Genomic DNA, 23,707 nt, shown 5'->3' with positions numbered 1-23,707 from the left:
CTTGGAGCGGGCAGCCCGGGAGCCGGAGCTGCACCGGTTGCTGGCTGTCGAGTACCAAGGCGGCAATCTCTGGTACGCGGCTCACGAGCAGGCGGGCACCGTCGCGAATTACGTGTCCGAAGTGGCCCGGGCCCGGCGCCTTGTCACTCAAAGGGCCGCCCCGACGCCATCACCGGTGTGCTCCGGTTCGTGCCCGCCGGGCTCATCGACGAGGCGATCGACGTCATCGCCGGCCATCACAACCACTATCACCGCGGACATGTCCTCGGAACGATTGTGCCGAACGTGCCCGTAGCGCACCACGCACGGGCGCTCGGTCATCTGTTGCCGGACAATGCCGATGTGGCAGGCCGCCGTGCCCTGCTGACCCAGGGCTCCCGTATCTGGGGCGAGCGCGTCGGACCGGCCGAGCTGGAACTGCTCCGTCGGTGCCTCGAGGGCTTCGACCTGGACGATTGCCTGAGCACGCTGTCCGTGGCGACGGGAATCGTGCGGAGCGTCGGAGGCCCACAGGTGGCGGACGACCTGCTGGACGCGATCGATGCTGTCCAGCGCTGGTGGCCGCGTCTGACGGAGGCCGCCAACTAGTCGTCAGGCCAAACGGATCGCGAGCTCGATCTGCCAGCGGGTCTTCATGCGTTCGGTGCGCGGATCCGTCAGGTAGGCCTCGTAGCGGCACCCGAACCGGTCGCCGGAGGGGTCCTCGCGGACGTCCAGGGCGAGATTCTGGGCGCGGACCCATTCGAGGAGGGTCTTGTTGGCCTGGCGGCCGTGGTTGACGTATTTCAGGAATGCGTATTCGCCGGCCGGAAGAATGCCTGCGGTAACGCGGTCGTCGCCTTTTACCGGGTCGTCCAGAATCACCGCCACCTCGACGTCCATGTCGGCTTCCATGTTCACCACGTGCAGGCGGAACAGCGTCGGGCCGTACGTCAGATCGCGGGCGTCGAGCCAGGTGTAGAGCTCGTCCATCAGCTTGTCGCGGACGGCGAACATGCCCCGGAACGGGGTGACCACACGGATGCCGGCGGTGTGGCGCTCGGGTTTGGCCGCCGCCCTTGGGCCGTCGAGGATCTCCACCGGAGCAGCGTATCTTTCCGGCGCGACTGTGACGCTCGGGAATTGCTCGGTGACCTGCAGTAATGATTCCGAACTGATTCTGTCTGATCGCACTCTTGACCTCGGACTTTAAGGTTTCGGGCGGGCCGGATCGGGGGGTGGAAAAGGTCGGACCGTCATGTGAGATTGGTTTGCGGTGTCTGCGCTCGAACGCGCGGCTGAGGCGTTCGAGGAGGATCGGTTGGACAGCGCTGACTTTGCCCTGCGGGCCTATGACGAGGGGCGTGCCGACGGTGTGGCGAGGCGCCACGACCGCGAGCGCGGGGACGACGCGGACTATCGCGTGGGGCTGGCCGACGGCGAGCGCGAGGCGTTCGAGGCCGATCTGATCGCGGCCATCCGCAAGGCGATGGACGGCAAGCGCTGACATCATGGATGACGAGATCTTCGCGTACGTCACCGGGCGGTCCGACGGCATCGCCGGGCACCGGGACCCGGTGCGTGCGAGCCATGCGACCACCGGGGCGGACTACCGGATGGGGTTCCTGGACGGGCGGATCGAAGTGTTTCACCTGCTCGCCGCCGTGCGCCGGATCCAGGACGAGTCGGACGGCGACTTCCTCAGTTGATCACCGCAGGGGCCGGGTCGATGTGAGGTCGGCTTATTGCGGCCGAAACACGACGACGACCTTGCGGTAATGAGGCGTGGTAACCCTGACGGGATGACCGAGGGTGTACTGACCGGCTTCACCGTGGCCGTGACCGCGGAGAGGCGGCGCGACGAGATGGCGGCGCTGCTCGCGCGGCGGGGCGCCCGGGTTGTCACCGCCTCGGCCATCAGCATCGTGCCGCTGGCCGACGACGACGCGCTGCACGCGGCCACCGCGGCCTGCATCGGGCTCGAGCCCGACCTCGTCGTCGCGACGACCGGCTTCGGGTTCCGCGGCTGGCTCGAGGCAGCCGAGGGCTGGGGGATGGCCGAGCGGCTGCGTGAGGTGCTGGGCCGGGCCCGGATCATCGCGCGGGGGCCGAAGCCGTGCGGGGCGATCCGGGCGGCCGGGCTCACCGAGGATTGGGCGGCCAAGACCGAGTCGACCGACGAGATCCTGGAACGGCTGCTCGCCGACGGCGTGGCCGGGCGGCGGATCGTGGTGCAGGAGCACGGCGAGCCGCAGACCGAGTTCGTGGCCGCTCTGCGTGGGGCGGGCGCGGCGGTCGTCGAGGTGCCGGTGTATCGCTGGGTGCTTCCGTCCGACCTGGGTCCCGTACGCCGTCTCGTCGATCAGATCGCGGCCGGGCAGATCGACGCCGTGACGTTCACGAGCGCGCCCGCGGTCAAGGCGTTCCTGCGGGTGGCGGGGGAGTCGCAACCCGCCGTGCTGGAGGAGTTCCGCACCGGCGCCACGGTGGCCGCCTGCGTCGGGCCGGTCACGGCCGGGCCGCTCACCGACCGCGGCATCCCGATCGTGATGCCCGAGCGCTACCGCCTGGGCGCCCTCATCAAGACGCTGACGGACGAGTTGCCGCGGCGCTCGGTGAAGCTGAACGTGGCCGGTTCGACGCTGGAGATGCGTGGCCACGCCGTCCTCATCGACGGGGTGCCGCACACGCTCGCCCCGGCCGCGATGGCCATCCTGTCGTCGCTGGCGGCGCGCCCCGGCGTGGTCGTCTCGAAGGAGCAGCTGATCGCCGCCCTGCCCCGTGGCAACGACGGCCACGCGGTCGACGTCGCCGTGGCCCGCCTGCGGACAGCGCTCGGCTCCGGCCGCCACATCGAGACAGTCATCAAACGCGGCTACCGCCTCCGCCTCGACGAGCCGGCCGCCTGAGCGTCAGACGCCGAGCACCCGGACCGGCCGGTCGGGCCGAGTGCCGCCCGAACGGCCGCAACGTCGCGGCGAAGCCCCGATCGGAAGGACTTCGCATGCCCATGCCCGCTCTCATCGCCGTCGCGCACGGCACCCGCAGCCCCGCCGGCCAGGCCCAGATCCGCGACCTCGTCGCCCGGGTCGCCGCCCGCCGCCCCGGTCTCGACGTCCGCCTCAGCTACGTGGACGTTCAGGAGCCCAAGGTTGCCGAGTTCACCCGCGTGCTGCCCTACGCTGTGGTCGTGCCGCTGCTGCTGTCAGCGGGCTATCACGTACGGGTCGACATAGCCGAAGCCGTGGCCGGCACCCGGATTCCCGTGACCAGACCCCTCGGCCCGGACGACGTGCTGCTCGCCGGCATGCTCCGCCATCTGCCCGCCGCCGACGCCGTGGTGCTGGCCGCCGCCGGCTCCTCCGACCCGGCCTGGCGCGCCGACGTCGAGCAGCTGGCGGTCCGGATCGGCGCGCGCGCCGGATACGTCTCGGGGCCGGGGGCACGCGTACCTGACGTGGTCGCCGACCTCCGTCGGCAGGGCGCACGGCGCATTGCCGTCGCGGCGTACTTTCTGGCCGACGGACTCTTCTACCGCAGCCTGGGCAAGGTCGGCGCCGACTCGGTCACCCCGCCGCTGTGTCTCGACCCCGAGGTGACCGACCTCGTGCTGCGCCGCTACGAATCCGCGCTCCTCACATCGGCGAACACCCGCTTGTAGGGTTTTCCGTACGGCGTCGCAACGACGGCGGTCCCGGCGGTAAACAAACGACCCCGAGTATTCGGGGTGTGACGGCGACCGATACGCACTGCCCCTACTGCGCACTGCAGTGCGGCATGACGCTGACCCCCGGGATCCCGCGGGTCAAGCTCGAGCCGCGCGAATTCCCGGTCAACAAGGGCGGCCTGTGCGCCAAGGGGTTCACCGCGGCCGACCTGCTGGATCATCGGGATCGGCTGCTGACGCCTCTGGTCCGCAAGGAAGCGGGGAATCGCACCAGTCCGCTCCGCGAGGCCACGTGGGACGAGGCCCTCGAGGCCATCACCACCGCCATCACGACGGCGCAGCAGAAGCACGGGCGGGACAGCGTCGGGGCGTTCGGCGGGGGTGGCCTGACGAACGAGAAGGCTTACGCGCTCGGCAAATTCGTCCGGGTCGCGCTGCGGAGCTCGTCGATCGACTACAACGGCCGCTTCTGCATGTCGAGCGCGGCCACCGCGGCCAACCGGTCGCTCGGCATCGACCGCGGGCTGCCGTTCCCGATCGAGGACCTGGCGCAGGCGAAGACGATCCTGCTCGTCGGGGCCAACCCGGCCGACGCGATGCCGCCGAGCATGCAATATCTGGATGCCGGCCGTGAGCACGGCGCGCGTCACGTCGTCGTCGACCCGCGCCGCACCAACACCGCTGCGGGGGCGCATCTGCACCTGCAACCACTGCCCGGCACCGACCTCGCCCTGGCCAACGGGATGCTGCACATAGCGATTCGTGAGGGTTACGTCGACGAGGACTTCGTCCGGGCCCGCACCACCGGGTTCGATGCCGTGCGGGCGTCGACCAACTCGTACTGGCCCGAGCGCGTCGAGCGCATGACCGGCGTACCGGAAAAGCACCTGCGGGAGACCGTGCGCCTGCTGGCCACGCAGGGACCGGCGATGATCCTGACCGCGCGCGGCGCCGAACAGCACAGCAACGGCACCGACACCGCCCAGGCGTACCTCAATCTGGCCCTGGCCCTCGGTCTGGTCGGCCGGCCCTCTTCCGGGTACGGGACCATCACCGGCCAGGGCAACGGGCAGGGCGGCCGGGAGCACGGACAGAAGGCCGATCAGCTCCCGGGATACCGGAAGCTGGACGATCCGGCGGCCCGCCGGCACGTCGCCGCGGTGTGGGGCGTCGACCCCGACGACCTGCCCGGACCCGGCCGCTCGGCGTACGAGATGCTCACCGACGACAGCCTCCGGGTGCTGATGGTGCTGGCCAGCAACATCGTGGTCAGCGCCCCGAACAGCAACCTCGTGCGGAGCAAGCTCGCGGCGCTCGACTTCCTCGTTGTCTCCGACATCTTCCGCTCCGAGACCGCGGAGCTGGCCGATGTCGTCCTCCCGACCGCCCAGTGGGCCGAGGAGGAGGGCACGATGACCAACCTCGAGGGCCGCGTGATCCGCCGCAAGCGCGCGCTGGACCCGCCGCCCGACGTGAAGACCGACCTGGAGACGCTGGCCGAGCTGGCGCGGCGTCTGGGCCGCGAGGAGAGCAGCGACCCGCGTACGGTCTTCGACGAGCTGCGCCGGGCCAGCGCCGGCGGTATCGCCGACTACGCCGGCATCACGTACGAGCGCATCGAGGCCGAGGACGGTGTCTTCTGGCCGTGCCCGGCCGAGGACCACCCGGGCACGCCCCGTTTGTTCGCGGACGGCTTCCCGACGCCGGACGGGCGCGCCCGATTCATGCGCGTGGAGCATCGCGACCCCGCGGAAACGCCCGACAAGACCTACCCGTACGTGCTCACGACCGGCCGCAACATGCAGCACTACCAGAGCGGCACCCAGACCCGGCGGGTGAAGGCGCTCAATGTGGCGCTGCCCGAGCCCCGCGCCGAGATCCACCCCGACCTGGCCCGCCGCCACGGCATCGCCGAAGGCGACCTGGTCGAGCTGCGCAGCCGCCGCGGCGCCGCGGTGCTGCGGGCCCGGCTGTCCGACGGGATCCGCCCGGACACCGTCTTCGCCCCCTTCCACTGGCCGGGTGCGAACGCGCTCACCAACCCGGCCCTCGACCCGCACTCGCGGATGCCCGAATTCAAGGCGTGCGCGGTCGCCATCACCCGTCTGCAACCTCAGTGAGAGGAACCGATCAGCGGTGCACTCCACCCCACGATTCCTGCAAGGCGTCTATTCGTTCGAGGGTAAAGGTCTCGACCGGCCCGCCCCGATCGACCCCGCGCTGTCCTATGTGGTGCCCGGCGGCATCACCGCGCAGGCCGTCTATTTCCGGGGCGGCAACGCAGCCGCCGAACTCGTCAGTGTCGTGCTGATGCGGGACGGCAGCCCGATGCGGTACTTCCCGATCGGGGCCAAAGGCGACGTCCACGTGCCGCTGCGCGTGGTCGAGGACCTGGTCGCCGGAACCGCGGTGGAGCTGTGGCTGGCCGCGCCGGCCGGTGTCTCCGGCACCGTGGTCGTCGACCTCGGGCTGGTGGAGATCTGATGCGCACACGTCTCGTGGTCATCGGCAACGGCATGGCCGGCGCCCGCACGGTCGAGGAGATCCTGGCCCGTGGCGGCGACTTCGACATCACGATGTTCGGCGACGAGCCGTACGGCAACTACAACCGCATCATGCTGTCCAACGTCCTCGCGGGCGTCGAGGACGAGTCCGGCATCTTCCTGAACGACCTTTCCTGGTACGCCGACAACGGCATCACCCTGCACACGGGCACCCGCATCGAGCGCATCGACCGTTTCGCCAAGCGGGTCTATGCCGAGGACGGCACCGAGACCCCGTACGACAAGCTCATCATCGCCACCGGCAGCCGGGCCTTCGTGCCGCCGATCCCCGGCATCCACCGGCCCGGACGCGGTTACCACCAAGGGGTCTTCGCGTTCCGCACGCTCGACGACACACGGTCGATGATCCGGTACGCCAAGGAGCACCAGCGCGCCGTGGTCATCGGCGGCGGCCTGCTGGGCCTGGAGGCCGCGCGTGGCCTGCAGAACCACCTGCCGCACGTGACCCTGGTGCACGCCGCCGGCCACCTCATGAACGCCCAGCTGAACGAGGTCGCCGGCGAGACGCTCAAGTCCTCGATCGAATCGCGACTGGGCATCGAGGTCGTCGTCAACGGCCAGACCACCGAGATCCTCGGCAAGCACGCGGTGACCGGCGTGAAACTGGGCGACGGCCGGGTCATCCCGTGCGACGTCGTGGTGGTGGCGGCCGGCATCCGGGCCAACGCCGAGATGGCCGCGGCCAGTGGCCTGCCCGTCGGACGCGGCATCGTCGTCGACGACCAGATGCGCTGCCAGGACGAGGACGACATCTACGCGGTGGGCGAGTGCGCCCAGCACCGCGGCGAGGTCTACGGCCTCGTGGCGCCGCTGTGGGACCAGGCGAAGGTGCTCGCCGACCACCTCACCGGCGTCAACCCGTTCGCCGAGTACCACGGCTCGCAGGTGGCCACCAAGCTCAAGGTGGCCGGCGTCGACGTGGCGGCCATGGGCCTCAAGGGGCCGGAGCGCGACGACGACGAGTCGCTCACGTTCACCGAGCCGCGCAAGGGCATCTACAAGAACGTCATCATCCGCGACGGACGCCTCGTGGGAGCCACCATGGTCGGCGACGTCAAGAAGGTCGCCTTCCTCATGCAGGCCTTCGACCGTGGGCTGGCGCTGCCCGAGGAACGGGCCGAGCTGATGTTCGACCTGGGCGGCCCGGCCGGCGAGGTCAAGGTCGAGGAGATGGCCGACGACGAGCAGGTCTGCAACTGCAACGGCGTCAGCAAGGGGGCGATCTGCTCGACGGTCCAGTCCGGCTGCAAGACGGTCACCGGTGTCATGGACAAGACGCGTGCCGGCAAGGGCTGCGGCACCTGCAAGCCGCTCGTGCAACGGATCGTCGAGTGGGCCGCGGGCGGCGAGGTCGAGGAGGACCCGGCCGCCTCGTACTACGTGCCGGGCATTCCGATGCCCAAGCCGGAGCTGATGAACGCGATCCGCGTGCACTCGCTGAAGTCCGTGTCGGCGGTGTTCGCCACGCTCGGCGGTGAGGAGGACGCGAAAAGCAAGATGGGCCTGGCCTCGCTGCTCAAGATGATGTGGGGCGGGGAGTACGTCGACGAGCGCGACGCCCGGTTCATCAACGACCGGGTGCACGCCAACATCCAGCGCGACGGCACATTCTCGGTCGTGCCGCAGATGAAGGGCGGCGTCACCACTCCGGCCCAGCTGCGGCGCATCGCCGAGGTGGCCGAGAAGCACGGCGTGCCGATGGTCAAGCTCACCGGTGGGCAGCGGATCGACCTTCTCGGCGTACCGAAGGAGAAGCTGCCCCAGGTGTGGGCCGATCTGGATATGCCATCCGGTTACGCGTACGGGAAGAGTTTCCGGACCGTGAAGACGTGCGTGGGCTCCGACTTCTGCCGGTTCGGCGTGGGCGACTCGACCGCCCTCGGCATCGCGTTGGAGGAGCGGTACCAGGGCATCGAGGGGCCGGGCAAGATGAAACTCGCGGTCACCGGCTGCCCCCGGAACTGCGCCGAGGCGTACGTGAAGGACCTCGGGGTCGTCGCCATCGACGGCGGGAAATGGGAGATCTACGTGGGCGGCGCGGCCGGCGCCCACGTCCGCAAGGGTGATCTGCTCACGACGGTCGGCACGGCCGAGGAAGTCATCACGCTGACCGGGCGGTTCCTGCAGTACTACCGCGAGAACGCGAACTGGCTGGAGCGGACGTACGCGTTCGTGCCGCGCATCGGCATCGAGCGTGTCCGCGAGATCGTGGTCGACGACGCCGACGGGATCGCCGCGGAGCTGGACGCGGCGATGGCCGCGTCGGTCGCCGCCTACCGCGACCCGTGGAAGGACCGCGACGATCCGGCGACACCGGGCCAGTTCCGCACGTCGCTGCCTCTGACGGTGCTGCCTCAGGTTCCGGTGCGCGCATGAGGGCCATCGGGTTTCTCGACGAGATCCCGCTCGGCGAAGGGCGCACCTTCGCCGTCGACGGGGAGATGGTCGCCGTCTTCCGGCTGCGCGACGGATCGGTGCGTGCCACTCAGGCCGTCTGCCCGCACAAGGGCGGCCCGCTGGCCGACGGGCAGATCGACCTCAAGCAGGTGCTGTGCCCGCTGCACCTGAACGCCTGGGACCTGACGACCGGCTGTTCCCTGAGCGGCCAGCCCGATCTCGCGGTCTACGACGTGCACATCGACAACGACAAGATCCTGCTGGGGGAGCTCTCATGACTGCTACTTTGCCCGCGCCCTCTTTGAAGGGTCAGTGGATCGACGACTGGCGTCCCGAGGACCGCGAGTTCTGGGACACCACCGGCGCCCCGATCGCCCGGCGCAACCTCATCTTCTCGATCACGTCGGAGCACATCGGCTTCTCGGTCTGGTCACTGTGGTCGGTGCTCGTGCTGTTCCTCGGGCCCGAGTACGGGATCGACCCGGCCGGCAAGTTCCTGCTGACCGCCGTGCCGACGCTGGTCGGGGCGGCGCTGCGGATCCCGTACAGCTTCGCCGTGGCCCGTTTCGGCGGCCGCAACTGGACGGTGTTCAGCGCCGCCCTGCTGCTCATCCCGTCGTTGCTCGCGGCGTTCCTCATCCGCCCCGGCGTCGACTTCTCGACGCTGCTGATCATCGCGGCCGTGGCCGGCGTCGGCGGCGGCAACTTCGCGTCGTCGATGACGAACATCAACGCGTACTACCCGGACCGGCTCAAGGGGTGGGCGCTCGGCATCAACGCGGGCGGCGGCAACCTGGGCGTCGCGGCCGTGCAACTGGTGGGCCTGTTCGTGCTGGCCGTCTTCGGCGCGGGCAATCCGGGGCTGGTGGCCGGCATCTACATCCCGCTGATCGTGCTGGCCGCGCTGGGCTCGGCCCTCTACATGGACAACCTCTCGCAGGCCCGCAACGAGAAGCGCGGCATGCGCGACGCCGTCCGCGAGCCGCACACCTGGGTGATGTCGCTGCTCTACATCGGCACGTTCGGCTCGTTCATCGGCTTCGGGTTCGCCTTCGGCCAGGTGTTGCAGGTGCAGTTCGCCGACGTGTTCAGCACCCCGGTCAAGGCCGCCTACCTGACGTTCCTGGGTCCGCTGCTCGGCTCGCTGATCCGTCCCGTCGGCGGCGCCCTGGCCGACCGCCTGGGCGGAGCGAAGGTCACGTTCTACAACTTCATCGCGATGGCGGTCGGCGCGTCGATCGTGTTGCTGGCAGCCCAGCTGCGCTCGCTGCCGCTGTACATCGTCGGCTTCATCGCCCTGTTCGTCTTCAGCGGCGTGGGCAACGGCTCGACGTACAAGATGATCCCGGCCATCTTCAAGCGCCAGCACCCGCACGACCACCACGAGGCCCGCCGCCTCTCCGGCGCGGTCATCGGCATCGCCGGCGCGATCGGCGCCTTCGGGGGAGTGCTGGTCAACCTGGCCTTCCGCCAGTCGTTCCTGACCACCAAGGAGGCGGACGCGGCGTACCTGGGGTTCATCGCCTTCTACGCCCTCTGCGTCCTGGTCACCTGGGTCGTCTACCTCCGCCCGGCCGCCACACGCGTCTGAGCCGGATGCTCGCGCCAGTCCGGGCCGGAGCCCTCCGGCCCGGCCCGGGACCGTCGGCTCCAGCGCGAAGCGGACCAGAACGGGTATCACCGGGACGGCCGCCGAATACACGGCCCCGCCCTGGTGATGGACGTCCGAGTCGAGCCGGTCCAGGGCGTCGGCACGGGTCGTCCAGCAATTCGATCACGACGCATGCTCAACCCCGTCCGGCCTCGGCTATCGTCGCACCATGACGGATCAGCGCCCCACGCTTGCCGACGTCGCCCGGGCGGCCGGAGTGTCGCGGGCGGCCGCGTCGCGAGCCATGAACGGGGCCTACGGCGCGTCCGAGGCTGTCCGGCAACGCGTTCGTGAGGTGGCCGCGGAACTCGGGTTCGAGCCGCACGCGGTGGCGCGGGCGCTCGCCACCGGCCGGGCCGGCGCGGGCCGGCGGGAACGCGTCGAGGTTCTGATCGTCGACCCCGATCCTGACGCGATGAGCGCCAAGCCGTTCTACGGTCGGGTGCTGACGGGCGCGATGCGGGCCCTGGGCGACCGGGACATCTCGCTCGAGGTCCGCCGGGTCGCCACGCTGCCGGTGGACGACGCCGATCCGCCGTTCGGACGGTTGCTGATCAATGTGCCGGGTGACGCCGGCATCGCCTACGCCCGCCGGGGCCGCACGGTTGCCCTGGGCCGTTCCGCGCCGGGTGTCACCTTCGTCGCGCCCGACAACGACGGCGGCGGGCACCAGGCAGCGGCCCACTTGGTAACCAGCGGTCGCCGCCGGATCGGAGCGGTTTTCGGCCCGTCCACGCCGTGCGCCCAGGAACGGAAGGCCGGTTTCCTGCGCGTGATGGCCGCCGCGGGCCAGGCGGTCAACGCCGCCGACGGCGACTTCACCCGCGCCCGGGCCTATGCGGCCGCCAAGGAACTGCTGGCCCGCGATCCGCGACTCGACGCCGTCTTCGCCTCGTGCGACGTCACAGCCATGGGTGTGTTGCAAGCACTCCGCGAGGCGGGTCGCCGGGTGGCCGACGACGTCGCCGTGGTCGGCTTCGACGGCAGCGCCCTGGCCGAGGCGGCCGACCTGTCCTCGGTCTACATGCCGGTCGAGGACGAGGCGGCGTCCGCGGTCGAACACCTCCTGGATCCCGCGCTGCCGCCGCCCGCCCGCCTCCCGACCAGGCTGACGGTGCGCAGCTCGAGCTGAACAGCGTAGTCGGGTCACTGCTCTCGGGATGACACCGCGACCTTGAAGCGCTTGCCCGGGTTGGGGCCCGGTGTCGCGGTGATCCGCAGCGGCTGTTCGGGGCGCGGCAGCTTGACCGTCAGGCGGCGGACCAGCGTCGCCACGGTCGCGACCGCGAGGACCTCGGTCATGCCGGCGCCGAGGCAGGTGTGGCCGCCCACCGAGAACGGCGCGTACACCGAGGCCTTGCGCGCCGCCGCGAAATCACGGTCGATGTCGAACCGCTCGGGCGCGGGGAAGTGCTCCGGTAGCAGGTGCGGCACCGACGCGGCCACGATGACCCGGCGGCCCTGCTCGATGCGGAAACCCTCGAAGTCGAAGGTCTTTGTCACCGTACGTGCGGAGCCCGGCGCCGGCGGGTAGACGCGCAACGTCTCGAGCACCAGTCCGTGCAGCGCCGGCATGTCACGCAGTCGCTCGAAGGTGAGGGGTCCGCCCGCGTCGACCTCAGCGCGTACGCGGTCCAGCACCTCGGGGTGCCGCAGCAGCGCGTACAGCATGAAGCTGTAGAGATAGGCGACAGTGTTGATGCCGGCGAAGTAGCCCTGCAACGCCATGCCCGCCCGCACCTCCGGCGGGTACGGCTGCCCGTTCTCGTCCGTCGCGGCGAGCGCCCGGTCGAGCAGGTCGGCCGGTCCCCCGGTGGGATGCTGGGCACGCTGCTCCAGCGCCTCCCGGGCGAAGGTCAGGATCTCGGCCCGGGCGCGCCGGTGGGCCGGCCAGAGCAGGACCGCACGCGGCCATTTGCCGGTGATGGTGGCGTCCAGGACCAGCTCGAACGCCGACCGAAGCTGCTCGAACCGGGCCGCCGAGCTCGCCCCGGTGAACGCGATCGACAGCTGATCGGCGGCGAGCCGCTGGAATCGGTCGACCACCGGCAGGGCGGGTTCGCCCTCCCACGACCGCAGGGTGCGGTCGGTGACGGCCATGACGTCGTCCCAGCGTGCGGCGAGCAGGTCCCGGGACACACCGGCCGCCAGTTGCTTGCGCAGGTGACGGTGCGGGCGCCCGCGAAGCACGTGCACCCGCATGTTGAACTGCTGATTCAGCCCGCCGAAGCTCTCCTCGCTGGTGAAAACGGCCTCGCCGTGCTCGATCAGGAATCGGTTGGCGCTCTCGCCGGCCATGATGACGAACGACTGGTTCAGGGCGCGGACCTGGAAGACCGGGCCCATCCGGCGGTACGTGTCCACGAGGAAACCCTGGACGTCGCCCATCATCGGCAGCGCGTTGCCCAGCAGCGGGATTCCGGGCACCGCGGGCGGCGGCGCGAGTTGGTCGACGGCCATGCCGGGACTCCTTACGTCGGGGGTCAGCGGAGCCAGTGCAGTGTGTCGTCCAGCGGGATGCGGTCCTGGGCGTCCGGTCGCTGCCCTGTGCCGCGGCCGATCACGTCCGTGCCGGCCGGAGTGACCAGGGAACGGTCGAAGGAGAGGACGACCAGCTCCCGGTCGTCGCTCAGATGGGTCACCCGCCACCGGCTCGACAGCAGGCTGAGCGGCCCCTTGCCGCGCCACGTGAACCGGCCCGACGCAGAGTCGAAGCGGTCCACCCCGGTGATTCGCCGGGTGGCGCCCGCCCTGGTCCGGTAGCTGACCTCGTCGCTGAGGACGAGCGGCGAGCCGGGCAGCAGGCCGTACGTGAAACAGGGGTGGAGCCGTCGCCCGGTCAACCACATCGGGAACGTCGTCGCCAGCACCCGCCATTGCCCCGGCAGGGTCTCGCGCAGCACGCCGGCATCGATCATCGAGGGAACGCCTCGGCTCTTCGCATCCGCAGGAACATCGCGATCGCACCGAGCAGCCACGGCAGGTAGGCGCCGAGCACGACACCGAAGTGCGGGCTGGCGGAGACCCCGAACCGCTGCTCCATCAGGATGATAAGCACATTGGACGCCATCATGCCGGACCAGACCAGGGCCGGCACCCGGATCCAGGACCGCGACCGGACGAACGCGTAGACGGCGGCCAGATAGAACGGGCCGAAGAGCAGGACGTCGATCCAGATGGTCATCTGCCAGAACGCCGGCCGGGCCATCAGCAACGGGTCGAACGACCGCCCGTACCAGTGGATGAAGTCGACGACGGCCGGCGGTGGCCAGACGGGATAGCTGAATCGCTCCGGATCGTCGATGACCAGCTGCTCGATATCGATCGTGTAGGTGACGACGGCCGCGTTGAACACGAAGAAAACCACGAACAGCAGATCGACGGGCCGTTTACGCAACGGCAGCGGAGGTACCGGAGGTGAGGAATCCATCTCGGTGGATCTTAGGCATCTTTGACCGGCAGGTCCACCGCCCAGCCGTCGGCCGGCTACCGAGCCGGGGCAGCGTGCGCAGTGGACCGCCACGTCCAGCACGTTGCGGCCGGCTCCCGCGGACACTTGATGCGGCCCACCCGCAGGCGAATAGTCGACGCCATGAACTTCAAGGTGATCGCGGTGCCAGGCCATGGCGCCGAGGACGTCGTCGTGGCTCCCGGCGGTGTCGTCTTTACGGGCACGGAGGATGGTGTCATCCATCGGGTCACTCCCGACGGGAGCGCCGTCGCCGTCGCCGACACGGGCGGCCGGCCACTGGGCATCGAACTCCTGTCCGACGGCCGTCTACTGGTCTGCGACGCCCGCCGCGGCCTGCTGGCCGTGGAGCCGTCCAGCGGCACGATCGAGGACCTGGCCGGTGGCATGCGCTTCTGCAACAACGCCGCAGTGGCCGCCGACGGCACGATCTACTTCTCGGATTCCTCCACCGTCCATCCGATCGACGAGTGGAAGGCGGAGATGGTCGAGGTGACACGAACCGGCCGCCTGCTCCGTCGCACCCCGGACGGCGCCGTCACCGTCCTGCGCGACGGGCTGGCCTTCGCCAACGGCGTAGCTCTGGCAAGCGACGAGTCCTTCGTCGCGGTGGCCGAGACGGCAACACGCGCCATCGCCCGCCATTGGCTGACCGGCCGCGACGACTTTCTGGTCGAGAACCTTCCGGGCTACCCCGACAACATCGCTCGCGGCAGCGACGGACTGATCTGGGCGTCGATCGCCAGCCCGACGGACCCGATGGTGGAACGCATCCAGCGCGGGCCCGTATGGATCCGCCGGCAGATCACCAGGATCCCTGAGGCGCTGCAGCCGGCCCCGAAGCGGACGGTCCGCGTTCAGGCGTACGACGACAACGGCCGCCTGGTCCACGACCTCACCGCCGACAGTCTCCACTTCCACATGGTCACCGGCGTCCGGGAGTACGACGGCCGCATCTGGATGGGCAGCCTGCACGAGTCGGCCATCGCAGTCCTCACTCCTTGAGACACCGTCCGCGCCGGCGCCAAGGCGGCATGATCACCGCCTTGTCGGTCAGACGAGTGCAGCGCGCGGCGTCGAGGCCTATTCGCGCAGGCGGTGACGACGCATCAACCCCACGACGGCCGCACCGATGAGTACGAGGAGGATTCCGGCGGCCGTGACGGACGCGGCGATGGTGCCGGTGATGGGAAGTTCAGGTGTGCGGCCGGTTCCGGTCAGCTTGATGGGGGCTTGGTTGTTGCGCCGGTCGCGGTCGATGTCGACTCCGTCGCCGTAGAGGTCCACCTCGACCGAGCCCTGCTCGTCGTGCGCTGTTGGTGCGGTGCGCACCGTGAAGTCGAACATCAGGCGCTCGCCGGCTCGTAGTGCCGTCGGCATCAGCGTGCAGGAGAACTCGAGGGGCCCGGAGTTGCCTGGTTCGTCGGGAGCCGACGAGGGTGGCGGATCCCAATCCTCGTACTGCGAGCGGCAGCGGTCATCCACGGTGATCACCGACATCGGTGTGGGCAGCGATACGCGTACGTTGCCGGCGTTGTTGTGAAACGGCGGAAAGCGCAAGGTGCCCGGCCCCTCGTTGACGAGCCCGACGGAGAAAGTGTGCTCCCCGGCCTCGCCCGGGACGGTGGCGCCGACGGCGACCACGTCGGTGCGCCGGCCGGAGACAGTCACCGTGGTGTAAGAGCCGTTGTCGTCGTGGTCGGTGTCGGCCTGGGGCGCGCCGGCGGCCGACTGGGCGACTTCCTCGAGCGTGAGTTCGGGCCCGGTGCCCGCCCGGTCCTGGTTGTCGTAGTCGCCGAGCTGGTCCTGCCACTCGGCGGCGGTCAGCCATTGCACGCTCGCCGCCGTCCAGCTGGCCGCCGCCGCGTCGCCGGGCATGCGCAGGGTGAACGGGGCGGAGACGCCGAAGGTGGAGCCTGCGGGCAGCGTCGTGTCGAAGGCGCAGGCAATCGAGTATCCGTACGTGCAGTTGCCGAAGTTCGTGCCGGCCAGGACGCTCGAATCTGCGTTGATCACGGCGATCAGCCCGTCGACGGCGGTCGTGCCCGTGTTGCGCACCTTGGGTCGCAGAGAAACGGCGCCACCGGGAGCAACTGTCCGCGGTCCGTCGTCGACCGCTGTCAGGCTGACGGCCTCGCCGATGCGAATCGTTGCGGTCTCGGTGGTCGCGGGTTGGTCGTCGACTGTCGTGGCGACGGACAGGGTTCCGGTGTCGCCGATCGACGCGCCGGGCTTGGGTGTGAGGGTCATCGAGACCAGAGCCATCGTGGTGAAGCCGTATGCGCCGGCGGCTCGGGGCCGTTCGAAGACGCGGTGCGGACCCGGCAGAACACATGTCGCGACCGGGCCCACCGAGCAGTTCGCCTCGGACCCGGCGTCGGTCACCCGTACCTCGGCCACGCTCACCTTGGACGTGTCGATGGTCAGGGTGACGCTGTCGGCCCAACCTGCCGCATCGGCGAACAGCAGGACGGGCAGGCTCTCCTCGACGGTGTTCCCGTTGGCCGGCAGCGTCAGATTCCGCGGATAGGTCTTGCCTTCGACACCGGCGGGAGCCGCCTGAGCCGGAAGGCAAGACACGGTGAGCCCCGCTGTGAGGAGCATCGTGAAGACAGCGAGCCGGCGTGTCATGAGTCCTCTGCCGGTAGCACGCCTGCAACGCCTGACTCAACGCGGAGCGTCTTCACCCTTCATGCCTACCAAAATGCGCAAAGCCGTACGGGCGGTATGCGACGATCACTCCGAGACGGCAACATCGGCGCGACCGCGGACCGGCGTGTGCTCACAAGTCAGCCCAGGATCGCTCGGACGACCGCGGTGCCCCCGTCGAGTTTCAGCAGGTGTACGACGTACCCCCCGGATTCGGGCTTGGCTTCGGGTTCGTCGCATCCGACTCGCCCGCCGCCGTCGGCACACTCCGTGTATTTGGTACCGCCCTGGACCGTCACATCAGGCCAGAGGTGACCGGCGGAGCGCTCTGTCTGCGGCTGTCCACCGCGATTTGGTGTGACTCTTATTTGGCGTGCGACCCGCCGGACACCGCGGCGCGGAGAGGCTCAAGACCTTCGATCTCCGTAGCGGTCAAGCTGGAAGCTTGATGGGGTGGGGAAGGCTGCAGCTTCGTTGTAGGCCTAGTCGGTGCTCAGGCATTGGTGGAGGCAGCCGAGGAAGCGGTTGAACAGGTTCCGTAGTGCGGCAGCGTGGCGATCTCCGTAGGTCTGGCGTCGGCGGTCGTAGTGGGCTCGAGCGCCGGGTGAGTTGTTGGTGGCGATGAATGCCCAGACGACGCCGGCGGCAGCGAGTCGGTCGTTCTTGATGCGGCGGTGGGTAATCGAGATGCTGCGGCCAGAGGCACGGGTGACCGGGGCAGAGCCTGCGTAGGCTTTGACTGCTCGGGCGTCGGTGAAGCGGTTACGGTCATCGCCGAGTTCGGCCAGGACGCGGGCGCCGGTGAGGTCGCCGAGGCCGGGGAAGCTGGTGATGATTTCGTAGTCCGGGTGCTGGACGAACGCTTCGGCGCAGGACTCGGCGAGCCGATCGACGTTGGTGCAGGCGGTGTCGAGTGCCGCCAGCAGGGCTAACGCAGCGGCGCCCATGGCGTCTTCGACGAGCGTCTGCTGCCGAAGCTGCGGGGCTCGTAGCGCGGCGTAAGGCTCGGCTGCGAGGTTATCGATGCCGCGTTGGCGTCCTGGTGCGCTCGGGCCAGCACCGAGATGGCGCGCGCGAGGTCGGTGTCGGCGGGCAGAGTACGGTGAACGTGAGAGTCAGTGCGCAGAATGTTCGCCAGAACGACGGCATCGGCGTGATCGGACTTGCTGCGTGAGACGGTATGCCGGTCGCGGTAGCGGGCCACCGCCATCGGGTTGATGGCGTAGACAGGCCGCCCGGTGGCTCGCAGCGCGGCGACCAGCAGCCCGCGGGGTGTCTCGATCGCCACCGGGATCGGATCGTCCGCGTTGTCGCCGGCAGCTGCCAGCAAATCAAGCAGTTGTTGCCAGCCCTGCGGAGTTTCCTGAATCCGCTTCTTCGCTACGAGGGTGCCGTGCTCGTCAACCAGCGCGATGTCGTGGTGCCTTTCGGGCCAGTCGATCCCACAGAACACCTTGCCCAAGACTGTCTCCCGCGCGTCCGAGGTTTGTGTTGGCCCTCCCGGTCTTGAGCGAGGACTCCAGGTCCAGAGGGGACTCAGGTGATCGAGGCAAGGCACCGAGAATGGCCTCTCGTACCAGCTGGCGCCCGTGTTACCAAGGCGTCAGAACGCCTGAAACGTGTTAGGCGTCCAAGCCGAGTGATAGGCCACTCGAGACCTATTAGAGGGGACTGCCCAGCTCAAAGTAGCGTTGCCCTCCCGCCGACTTTTCGTCGGAACCGGGAGGAACAGCAGTGGCACGAGTCGCCATCGGCGTGGACCCGCACAAGCGTCCGCGACCATCGAGATCATGAACCACCGTGAGAAGGCCGTTGGCAAGGGCCGCTTCGGCACCGACCGCGCGGATATCAGGCGATCCTCGCCGCCGGCCGCAAACACGGAGGAACAACGGAACGGCAAGTACCACTAACGATGATCTTGAGTGGGGAAGGCCTCGGCTGGACACGTTCGGGGTACGTCGGTTGTCGTGATCGAGCTGACCGTTAACCCGGCTTCGATCGTGATCGAGTTCTCCTACCGTTTCGGCTCCGGTGGTTGCAGTGCGGCGGCGACATCGGCGTCCTGGATGAGCGCGGCTTTGGCGGTGCTCAGCAAGTCGAGGGCGTCATTGATCTGCGCCAGCGCGATGGGATCGTCGCCGCGGTGCAGTTGAGCGAGGGTGCGCAGCCGGTCGAGAGCGTACGACGTCTGGATGGCGCCGGTGAGCAGTGCGGTCACGAGGTCCTGTAGTTGCGGGTCCGCGGCCGGTACCGCGCCGTCGGGTGCTGGATCATCGCGCTGCACCGCATGACCTCCTGGTTATGCCCTGTTGCGCTCATCTGGGCTCGCCGGTCAGTGCCGGGATCCGGCGACGACGTTGGATCCCGTGACCGACGGTGCTGGGCGTCGTGTCATGCGAACCGGTGCGCGAGGCAGGTCGGTCCGTGTCCCAGCCGTTCAGCGCGAGCGGCTGGAACACGGGTACGCCGTAGCAGCAGGATGATCAGCACCGCAACGACGACCGGCACGGCGAATTCCCAGCCGCTACCCGTCCTGCTGAGCCTCGAGTCTTGCCTACGGTAGGCGGACCCGAGGTTCTGCAGGCGGCGTTCAGTATCGGAAGGTGCCGACGAGTTGGGTCAGTTTGCTGGACATCCGGGCGAGTTCGGTGGTGGTCTGCTGCGCTTCGGTGACGCCCTGGCTGGTGAGCCGGGCGGCCTCGGCGACACCGGTGATGTTCTGGGCGATCTCACCGGTGCCGGATGCGGCCTCGCCGACACTGCGGTTCATCTCGTTGGTGGTGGCGGTCTGTTCCTCCACGGCCGAGGCGATCGTGGTCTGGAAGTCGCTGATCCGCGCGATAACTCGGGTAATCTCATCGATCGCGTTGACCGCGCCACTGGTATCGCCCTGAATAGCTTGGACCCGCCGGGAGATGTCCTCGGTAGCGCGGGCGGTTTCCTGCGCGAGGTCCTTGACCTCACTGGCGACGACGGCGAAGCCCTTGCCGGCCTCACCGGCGCGGGCGGCCTCGATGGTGGCGTTGAGAGCAAGCAGGTTGGTCTGCTCCGCGATGGCGGTGATGACCTTGATGACGTTGCCGATTTCGGCGGACGACTCACCGAGTTTGTTCATGGTGGCGGCGGTGGCGGCGGTGATGTCGACGGCTTCGGCGGCGACGCGGGCGGCCTCGCTGGCGTTCTGCGAGATCTCCCGGATGGAGGCGCCCATCTCCTCGCTGCCGGCCGCGACGGTGTCGACGCTGCGGGCGATCTCCTCCGCGGCGGCGGACACGGTCTGCGCCTGCGCGGAGGTCTCCTCGGCGGAGGCGGCGATCTGGGTGGAGACACTGGACATCTGCTCGGACGCGGCGGCCAGCGACGACGCCGAGCCGTCGATGGTGGTCACGGTCCGCCGCAGGTTGACCATCGCGGTGTCCAAGGCCTGACCCATCTGGCCGGGCTCGTCGCGGCTGGTCAGGCCGCTGGTACGGGTGAGGTCACCACTGGCCAGGCTGTCGCACACGTCCTTGACCCGGGTCAGCGACTTCACGATTATCCGGGCCACGTAGACGCCGAGGCCGAGCCCGAGCAGCGAGCCGACGACCAGCAGGATGATCACCAGGGTGCGGCTGGACTCATAGCCCTGCTTGGCGGAGAGGGCGTTCTTCACGGCGTCCGCGGTCTCGGCCGCCTTGAGCTCGTCGGCGAGGACGGTGATCCGCTCGATGAGGGGGTTGATCTTCGCGGTGCGGACCGCCCGCCACTTGGCCTGATTGTTGGCTTCGCTGAGGGTGCGGAGCTCGCCTTCAGCGAAGCCGACGTAGGCGGTGAAGGTGCCGTCCAACTCATCGATCTTCGCCGGGTCACCGGCAGGGTTGCTCGACCGGTAGGCCGCCAACGCCGCCAGGAAATCGCCCTCGACCTTGTCGAACTGGACCACCTGCTGCGCCATGCCCGGCTTGTCCGGGGAGATCAGATGGTTGACGTTGGCCAGCCGCAATTCGGCCATGGAGGCGTCCATCTGGCCGACGGCGGTGATGCTGGCGACGTTGCTGACCGGGCCACCACCGAGGAGCTGCGCACTGTCGCTGCTCTTGCTCAACGCGGACACACTCATCAGCCCCACGATGACGCCCACCAGGACCGCGACGACGATCGCCGTGAGGATCTTGATGTTGACGCCCAGATCGCCGAACGAGCGCCGCTTGGACGGCGCATTGAGCACACTACTGGCCATGATCATCTCTTTCTGACATGTCGGCACATGAGCCCGGCTGCGACCGGGTCGTGTCACACGGTCAGCTCCCCGCCTCCCGCATCAACCCCATCGACACGTGCCGAAAAAGATGAGAAGAATCCTAATTCGATTTCTCATGCCGACGGTCTATCGGCCGATCGGGAGGCTGCAGACCGGCCGAGCTGAGGCGCGGAGTGTTGCCACCACCCCGCCATGGCAACACGCCCGCCTCAGCCCTTCGCTGGTGGTCCCTCACCAGCGCCGGTCGCCATGACGTGCAAATTCGGGGTCACATGCCGGTCAGCTACTGCGAGCGCTCCCGGGACGCCCAGTAGACCCAGCGATCGACTGGTCGGCCAGACGCTCCGGCGCCATAGTCTGGCAGCACGTCTTTGGAGGCGGCTGACCGCGAAAGACAACCATTCGGCCAGTTGAGCGCGGACAGTGGCAGGGCTCAGGGCTATTGGCGTCGCGGTGCCCGCACTGGCAGTAGTGTCACATGGTGAGCTTCTTCTACGGCTTGCCGTAGAGCGTGGTTGTCGATCCTGAGTCACTGGATGTTGCGATGGCCAACTCGAGGTGCTCGGTTAGCTCCTGGTTGTCTCGGCGTAGCCGGGCGTTGTCCTGCTCAAGTTTGTCGAAGGTGGTGCCGCCGTCGCTATGCGGGCTCGTTGATCTGCGCACGGCGGTGGCTACTTGCGCGCAAAGATCCGGGAAGCGGCGGCGCAAGGTGATGTTCGACAGCCGACGCCGTCACGCACCGAACGCACGTGCCGTACCTGCGTTCTTCGACCCTGAGCCGGATGTGGAAGAGCCCGTCCGACAGTTGGAGGCCCTCGCAGCGCTGGGTGCACCGCCATCACCGATCCGCTCGCGGCCGCAGCCGGCGCAGTCGACCAAGCCGTGACCACGTTCGGCCCGGACGGCTACATTCAGTTCCTCACGGACCTCCGCGTTCTTTCCCCGTACTGCGGGCAACCGCCGGCAGCTGAGCATCACCGTCATCCGCCGTTTCGGCCAACCGCGCGTCGGCACTCGAGCGCACGGACGGCGGCAAATCCGACGCCGATGGCGTGAACGTTGCCGTGAACCGATCCGACGCCATCGTGTCGCAGTGACGTTCGAAGTGGAGCCGAACACGCTGCCCATCGGCCGGAGACGTTGAACGTTGCCCTACCCTCGAGCTCGTAGTCCGGGCAGGTGTTGCCGATAGGGGGAGTGAACCGGGTGGTGTTGACGGCGGAATATGGGCCGCGGGCGCCGGATCTGTGGCGCTGGCTGGACGAGGAAGCGGACGGTCCGATCGGCGAATTCGTGACTCGGTTCGCCGTGCTCGACGCGACCGAACGGCAAGAGACAAGGGCCTCTCTCACCAGCGCCGACCAGCAGAAGCTGCTCGTCTATGCGCAGCGCAGTGCGTTCGCCGCTCTTCGGCACGGGGACCCCGTGCTCGTGCGTAGCGCCGTCACCGCGATGTCGCTGGTGACTGAGGGCGCCGTGGGCGACGAACGGGTGATCTGGACCGTCGTCGGGTTCATCTGTCATGCCCGCCGCCGAGTCGGTGGCCTTGACCGCGCCGGTGTCGCCGCGCTGATCGGCCGAGCCGACCGAGCCGTTCAGCAGGCATTCGAGCGCATGTCAGATGACGACAGCAATCTCCTCTTCGACTCGGGGGTTCGTGAGTTCACTACCGGAGCCGGGCTGGTTTTCCTGGAGGACAAGGAAGGCACCTACGAGCCGGGAGTCGATTTGGTGGCGATGGCGCACACCATCGCGGAGCTTCTTGAGGCCCACCACTACCACGTGGAGTCCCTCGCCGTTGGCGACGTGCTGATGCTCTACGCCTTTGATGATCGAAGCGACCACGTGGACACAGCTGCGGTGGAAGCCGCCCGGGGGCAGACCGCCACGGTACGTGTGGAGGCTGTTCTGGACGGCGGCCCGTATCAGCCGCTAAGCGTGTACGTCGTCGAACTTCCCAACGACCACGATGCCGCGATCGTCGCGGCCGCGGCAGACCGGCGCGACTGGCCCCACGAAATCCAGTTGGCCGTCGCAGCAGGGCCGATCTGCGCAGTGCTACGCATGGACTTCCGCGCCGACGATGAGCCGTTCATCGAAACGATCGACGGCCTCGAGCGTTTCCGGGCGGGCCTGCTCGCCGCAATCCGCACACCCGCCAGCTGAGGCCGAACACCACCACGAGCATCACATTGCCATTGACGAACGTCCGCTCATCGGCATGACAGTGCGTTGCGAACAACCCAGGGGACAGTTCCCCGCAGCTGTTGACGCTGCGCTGGAGACAGATACCTGTTTGCTCCGACGTCACCATCTGGTCCGAACACGACAGTGACCGCATCCGCGTCGGAGTGCGCTGGCGCACCGGCGCTACCGAGGAGATTATCGCGACCCGCAGTCAACCCGACCGGACCCCGGCCGGCGCGGTCGAGCTCGCCCGCCGTCTCGGCGGCGTCCTTTCCGACGAGCAGCCGGCCGACGGCGATTCCGCATGAGAAGTTGATGCAAGCGGTTGAGAAACGTGTCAGCGACCAGGCGGTTCTGAAGCTTCTGCGCGTGATGCTGCCGACGAGAGGGATGCAGGACGGGGCGGTGCGCCGTTCGGTGTCCGGAACCCCGCAAGGCGGTCCGGCATCGCCGCTGCTCTGCAACGTGTGCATGCACCGGCTGGACCGGGTGTGGAACACCGCGCAACACGGGGTGCTGGTCCAATATTGCGACGATCCGGTGTGTCGTTGTCTGCGAATCATCTGGGCCTGATCAGCCTCGACGGAAACGTAGTACCACCCCGACCCTTCCGGGCCTGGAAACGCTGAATGTCGTCGGCGAAGAACGTCGGTAAGCCGTGTGCGGGAGAACCGCATGCACGGCTTGACGGGCGGGAGCTGGAAACGGAGCAGACATCGCGCCACAGCCACGGAGAAGAACGACCCACGGCGATCCACCCTCTGGCGATAGCACGGCCCCAGGCCGAGCGCGGGATCCATCAGTGCCTCGGTGGAATCGCACAGGGCCGGCTCGGACCCTGTTGGTGTTTGCCACCCAACGGGTGACGTCCGGGAGCGTCCTCCGCCGGCTCGCGACTCTGGGC

The 23,707-nt window shown here is 68.7% G+C and carries 22 protein-coding genes and 1 pseudogene; 15 read left to right on the top strand and 8 right to left on the bottom strand.

The annotated features are described in order from the left end of the window. The first annotated feature begins 177 nt into the window (after positions 1-177). Entirely contained in the window at positions 178-588 is a 411-nt protein-coding gene (locus KXC43_RS05785; RefSeq protein WP_221374887.1) for a hypothetical protein, read from the top strand. A gap of 3 nt (positions 589-591) precedes the next feature. Here KXC43_RS05785 and KXC43_RS05780 read toward each other — a convergent pair whose 3' ends face one another. After that, complete coding sequence (locus tag KXC43_RS05780) at positions 592-1,080, bottom strand: GyrI-like domain-containing protein (protein WP_221374886.1); 489 nt, start codon at positions 1,078-1,080, stop codon at positions 592-594. 175 nt (positions 1,081-1,255) lie between these two features. On the opposite strand from KXC43_RS05780, the gene KXC43_RS05775 reads away from it, so the two are divergent. The 10 genes from KXC43_RS05775 to KXC43_RS05730 all read left to right on the top strand — a co-directional run bounded on the left by KXC43_RS05775 (position 1,256) and on the right by KXC43_RS05730 (position 11,390). Further along, positions 1,256-1,486 (top strand): hypothetical protein, encoded by a 231-nt coding sequence (locus tag KXC43_RS05775; protein WP_221374914.1) that lies wholly within the window; start codon positions 1,256-1,258, stop codon positions 1,484-1,486. A gap of 4 nt (positions 1,487-1,490) precedes the next feature. Then, positions 1,491-1,688: a hypothetical protein gene (locus tag KXC43_RS05770; protein ID WP_221374885.1), complete on the top strand. Its 198-nt coding sequence runs from the start codon at positions 1,491-1,493 to the stop codon at positions 1,686-1,688. 93 nt (positions 1,689-1,781) lie between these two features. Further along, entirely contained in the window at positions 1,782-2,888 is a 1,107-nt protein-coding gene (locus KXC43_RS05765; protein WP_221374884.1) for a uroporphyrinogen-III synthase, read from the top strand. 95 nt (positions 2,889-2,983) lie between these two features. Next, positions 2,984-3,640 carry a sirohydrochlorin chelatase gene (locus KXC43_RS05760; protein ID WP_308128972.1) on the top strand — a complete coding sequence of 219 codons (657 nt, stop codon included), beginning with the start codon at positions 2,984-2,986 and terminating at the stop codon, positions 3,638-3,640. 68 nt (positions 3,641-3,708) lie between these two features. Beyond that, a complete protein-coding gene (locus tag KXC43_RS05755; RefSeq protein ID WP_221374883.1) occupies positions 3,709-5,766 on the top strand; it encodes a molybdopterin oxidoreductase family protein in 2,058 nt (685 codons plus the stop codon). 16 nt (positions 5,767-5,782) lie between these two features. Beyond that, positions 5,783-6,130, top strand: a complete 348-nt coding sequence (locus KXC43_RS05750; protein ID WP_221374882.1) for a molybdopterin oxidoreductase — start codon at positions 5,783-5,785, stop codon at positions 6,128-6,130. Continuing rightward, the gene (gene nirB / locus KXC43_RS05745; protein ID WP_221374881.1) at positions 6,130-8,586 is read left to right on the top strand and encodes a nitrite reductase large subunit NirB; all 2,457 of its coding nucleotides are present in this window, start codon (positions 6,130-6,132) and stop codon (positions 8,584-8,586) included. Before KXC43_RS05750 ends, nirB begins: the two co-directional genes overlap by 1 nt. Then, positions 8,583-8,885, top strand: coding sequence for a Rieske (2Fe-2S) protein (locus KXC43_RS05740; protein ID WP_221374880.1), 303 nt, complete (start codon positions 8,583-8,585; stop codon positions 8,883-8,885). The genes nirB and KXC43_RS05740 overlap by 4 nt, the downstream gene beginning before the upstream one ends. After that, the gene (locus tag KXC43_RS05735) at positions 8,882-10,198 is read left to right on the top strand and encodes a nitrate/nitrite transporter (RefSeq protein WP_221374879.1); all 1,317 of its coding nucleotides are present in this window, start codon (positions 8,882-8,884) and stop codon (positions 10,196-10,198) included. The genes KXC43_RS05740 and KXC43_RS05735 overlap by 4 nt, the downstream gene beginning before the upstream one ends. Before the next feature lie 229 nt (positions 10,199-10,427). Next, positions 10,428-11,390, top strand: coding sequence for a LacI family DNA-binding transcriptional regulator (locus KXC43_RS05730; protein WP_221374878.1), 963 nt, complete (start codon positions 10,428-10,430; stop codon positions 11,388-11,390). A 14-nt stretch (positions 11,391-11,404) separates the two neighbouring features. On the opposite strand, the gene KXC43_RS05725 is transcribed toward KXC43_RS05730, so the two are convergent. From KXC43_RS05725 to KXC43_RS05715, 3 genes are read right to left on the bottom strand one after another with little or no spacing between them, the layout of a single operon-like run. Then, positions 11,405-12,718 carry a cytochrome P450 gene (locus tag KXC43_RS05725; RefSeq protein WP_221374877.1) on the bottom strand — a complete coding sequence of 438 codons (1,314 nt, stop codon included), beginning with the start codon at positions 12,716-12,718 and terminating at the stop codon, positions 11,405-11,407. 23 nt (positions 12,719-12,741) lie between these two features. After that, positions 12,742-13,176: a hypothetical protein gene (locus KXC43_RS05720; protein ID WP_221374876.1), complete on the bottom strand. Its 435-nt coding sequence runs from the start codon at positions 13,174-13,176 to the stop codon at positions 12,742-12,744. After that, positions 13,173-13,688 carry an EXPERA domain-containing protein gene (locus tag KXC43_RS05715; protein ID WP_221374875.1) on the bottom strand — a complete coding sequence of 172 codons (516 nt, stop codon included), beginning with the start codon at positions 13,686-13,688 and terminating at the stop codon, positions 13,173-13,175. Before KXC43_RS05715 ends, KXC43_RS05720 begins: the two co-directional genes overlap by 4 nt. A gap of 162 nt (positions 13,689-13,850) precedes the next feature. Here KXC43_RS05715 and KXC43_RS05710 point away from each other — a divergent pair, with 162 nt between their 5' ends. Beyond that, on the top strand, positions 13,851-14,732 hold the full coding sequence (locus KXC43_RS05710) for an SMP-30/gluconolactonase/LRE family protein (RefSeq protein ID WP_221374874.1): 882 nt from the start codon (positions 13,851-13,853) through the stop codon (positions 14,730-14,732). Between the two features lie 78 nt (positions 14,733-14,810). On the opposite strand, the gene KXC43_RS05705 is transcribed toward KXC43_RS05710, so the two are convergent. The 4 genes and pseudogenes from KXC43_RS05705 to KXC43_RS05690 all read right to left on the bottom strand — a co-directional run bounded on the left by KXC43_RS05705 (position 14,811) and on the right by KXC43_RS05690 (position 20,595). Beyond that, the gene (locus tag KXC43_RS05705) at positions 14,811-16,358 is read right to left on the bottom strand and encodes a COG1361 family protein (RefSeq protein WP_221374873.1); all 1,548 of its coding nucleotides are present in this window, start codon (positions 16,356-16,358) and stop codon (positions 14,811-14,813) included. 563 nt (positions 16,359-16,921) lie between these two features. Next, positions 16,922-17,838 (bottom strand): annotated as a pseudogene (locus KXC43_RS05700) (IS110 family transposase); the annotation flags it as partial. Between the two features lie 552 nt (positions 17,839-18,390). Beyond that, a complete protein-coding gene (locus KXC43_RS05695; RefSeq protein WP_221374872.1) occupies positions 18,391-18,594 on the bottom strand; it encodes a hypothetical protein in 204 nt (67 codons plus the stop codon). A 372-nt stretch (positions 18,595-18,966) separates the two neighbouring features. After that, entirely contained in the window at positions 18,967-20,595 is a 1,629-nt protein-coding gene (locus KXC43_RS05690) for a methyl-accepting chemotaxis protein (RefSeq protein ID WP_255643576.1), read from the bottom strand. Between the two features lie 1,218 nt (positions 20,596-21,813). On the opposite strand from KXC43_RS05690, the gene KXC43_RS05685 reads away from it, so the two are divergent. The 3 genes from KXC43_RS05685 to KXC43_RS05675 all read left to right on the top strand — a co-directional run bounded on the left by KXC43_RS05685 (position 21,814) and on the right by KXC43_RS05675 (position 23,376). Then, the gene (locus KXC43_RS05685) at positions 21,814-22,782 is read left to right on the top strand and encodes a hypothetical protein (RefSeq protein ID WP_221374870.1); all 969 of its coding nucleotides are present in this window, start codon (positions 21,814-21,816) and stop codon (positions 22,780-22,782) included. Positions 22,783-22,883: 101 nt separating this feature from the next. Next, positions 22,884-23,111, top strand: a complete 228-nt coding sequence (locus KXC43_RS05680) for a hypothetical protein (protein ID WP_221374869.1) — start codon at positions 22,884-22,886, stop codon at positions 23,109-23,111. A gap of 7 nt (positions 23,112-23,118) precedes the next feature. Continuing rightward, entirely contained in the window at positions 23,119-23,376 is a 258-nt protein-coding gene (locus tag KXC43_RS05675; protein WP_221374868.1) for a reverse transcriptase domain-containing protein, read from the top strand. Positions 23,377-23,707: the final 331 nt, after the last annotated feature.

The organism is Paractinoplanes polyasparticus (assembly GCF_019710575.1).
Lineage (GTDB): Bacteria > Actinomycetota > Actinomycetes > Mycobacteriales > Micromonosporaceae > Actinoplanes > Actinoplanes polyasparticus.
This window is presented reverse-complemented; position numbering and strand designations above follow the sequence as displayed.

Coding starts and splice junctions, on each gene's coding strand:
- KXC43_RS05770 (WP_221374885.1), top strand. CDS start 1,491: ATGGATGACGAGATCTTCGCGTACGTCACCGGGCGGTCCGACGGCATC.
- KXC43_RS05765 (WP_221374884.1), top strand. CDS start 1,782: ATGACCGAGGGTGTACTGACCGGCTTCACCGTGGCCGTGACCGCGGAG.
- KXC43_RS05760 (WP_308128972.1), top strand. CDS start 2,984: ATGCCCATGCCCGCTCTCATCGCCGTCGCGCACGGCACCCGCAGCCCC.
- nirB (WP_221374881.1), top strand. CDS start 6,130: ATGCGCACACGTCTCGTGGTCATCGGCAACGGCATGGCCGGCGCCCGC.
- KXC43_RS05740 (WP_221374880.1), top strand. CDS start 8,583: ATGAGGGCCATCGGGTTTCTCGACGAGATCCCGCTCGGCGAAGGGCGC.
- KXC43_RS05735 (WP_221374879.1), top strand. CDS start 8,882: ATGACTGCTACTTTGCCCGCGCCCTCTTTGAAGGGTCAGTGGATCGAC.
- KXC43_RS05730 (WP_221374878.1), top strand. CDS start 10,428: ATGACGGATCAGCGCCCCACGCTTGCCGACGTCGCCCGGGCGGCCGGA.
- KXC43_RS05725 (WP_221374877.1), bottom strand. CDS start 12,718: ATGGCCGTCGACCAACTCGCGCCGCCGCCCGCGGTGCCCGGAATCCCG.
- KXC43_RS05720 (WP_221374876.1), bottom strand. CDS start 13,176: ATGATCGATGCCGGCGTGCTGCGCGAGACCCTGCCGGGGCAATGGCGG.
- KXC43_RS05715 (WP_221374875.1), bottom strand. CDS start 13,688: ATGGATTCCTCACCTCCGGTACCTCCGCTGCCGTTGCGTAAACGGCCC.
- KXC43_RS05710 (WP_221374874.1), top strand. CDS start 13,851: ATGAACTTCAAGGTGATCGCGGTGCCAGGCCATGGCGCCGAGGACGTC.
- KXC43_RS05705 (WP_221374873.1), bottom strand. CDS start 16,358: ATGACACGCCGGCTCGCTGTCTTCACGATGCTCCTCACAGCGGGGCTC.
- KXC43_RS05690 (WP_255643576.1), bottom strand. CDS start 20,595: ATGGCCAGTAGTGTGCTCAATGCGCCGTCCAAGCGGCGCTCGTTCGGC.
- KXC43_RS05675 (WP_221374868.1), top strand. CDS start 23,119: ATGCAAGCGGTTGAGAAACGTGTCAGCGACCAGGCGGTTCTGAAGCTT.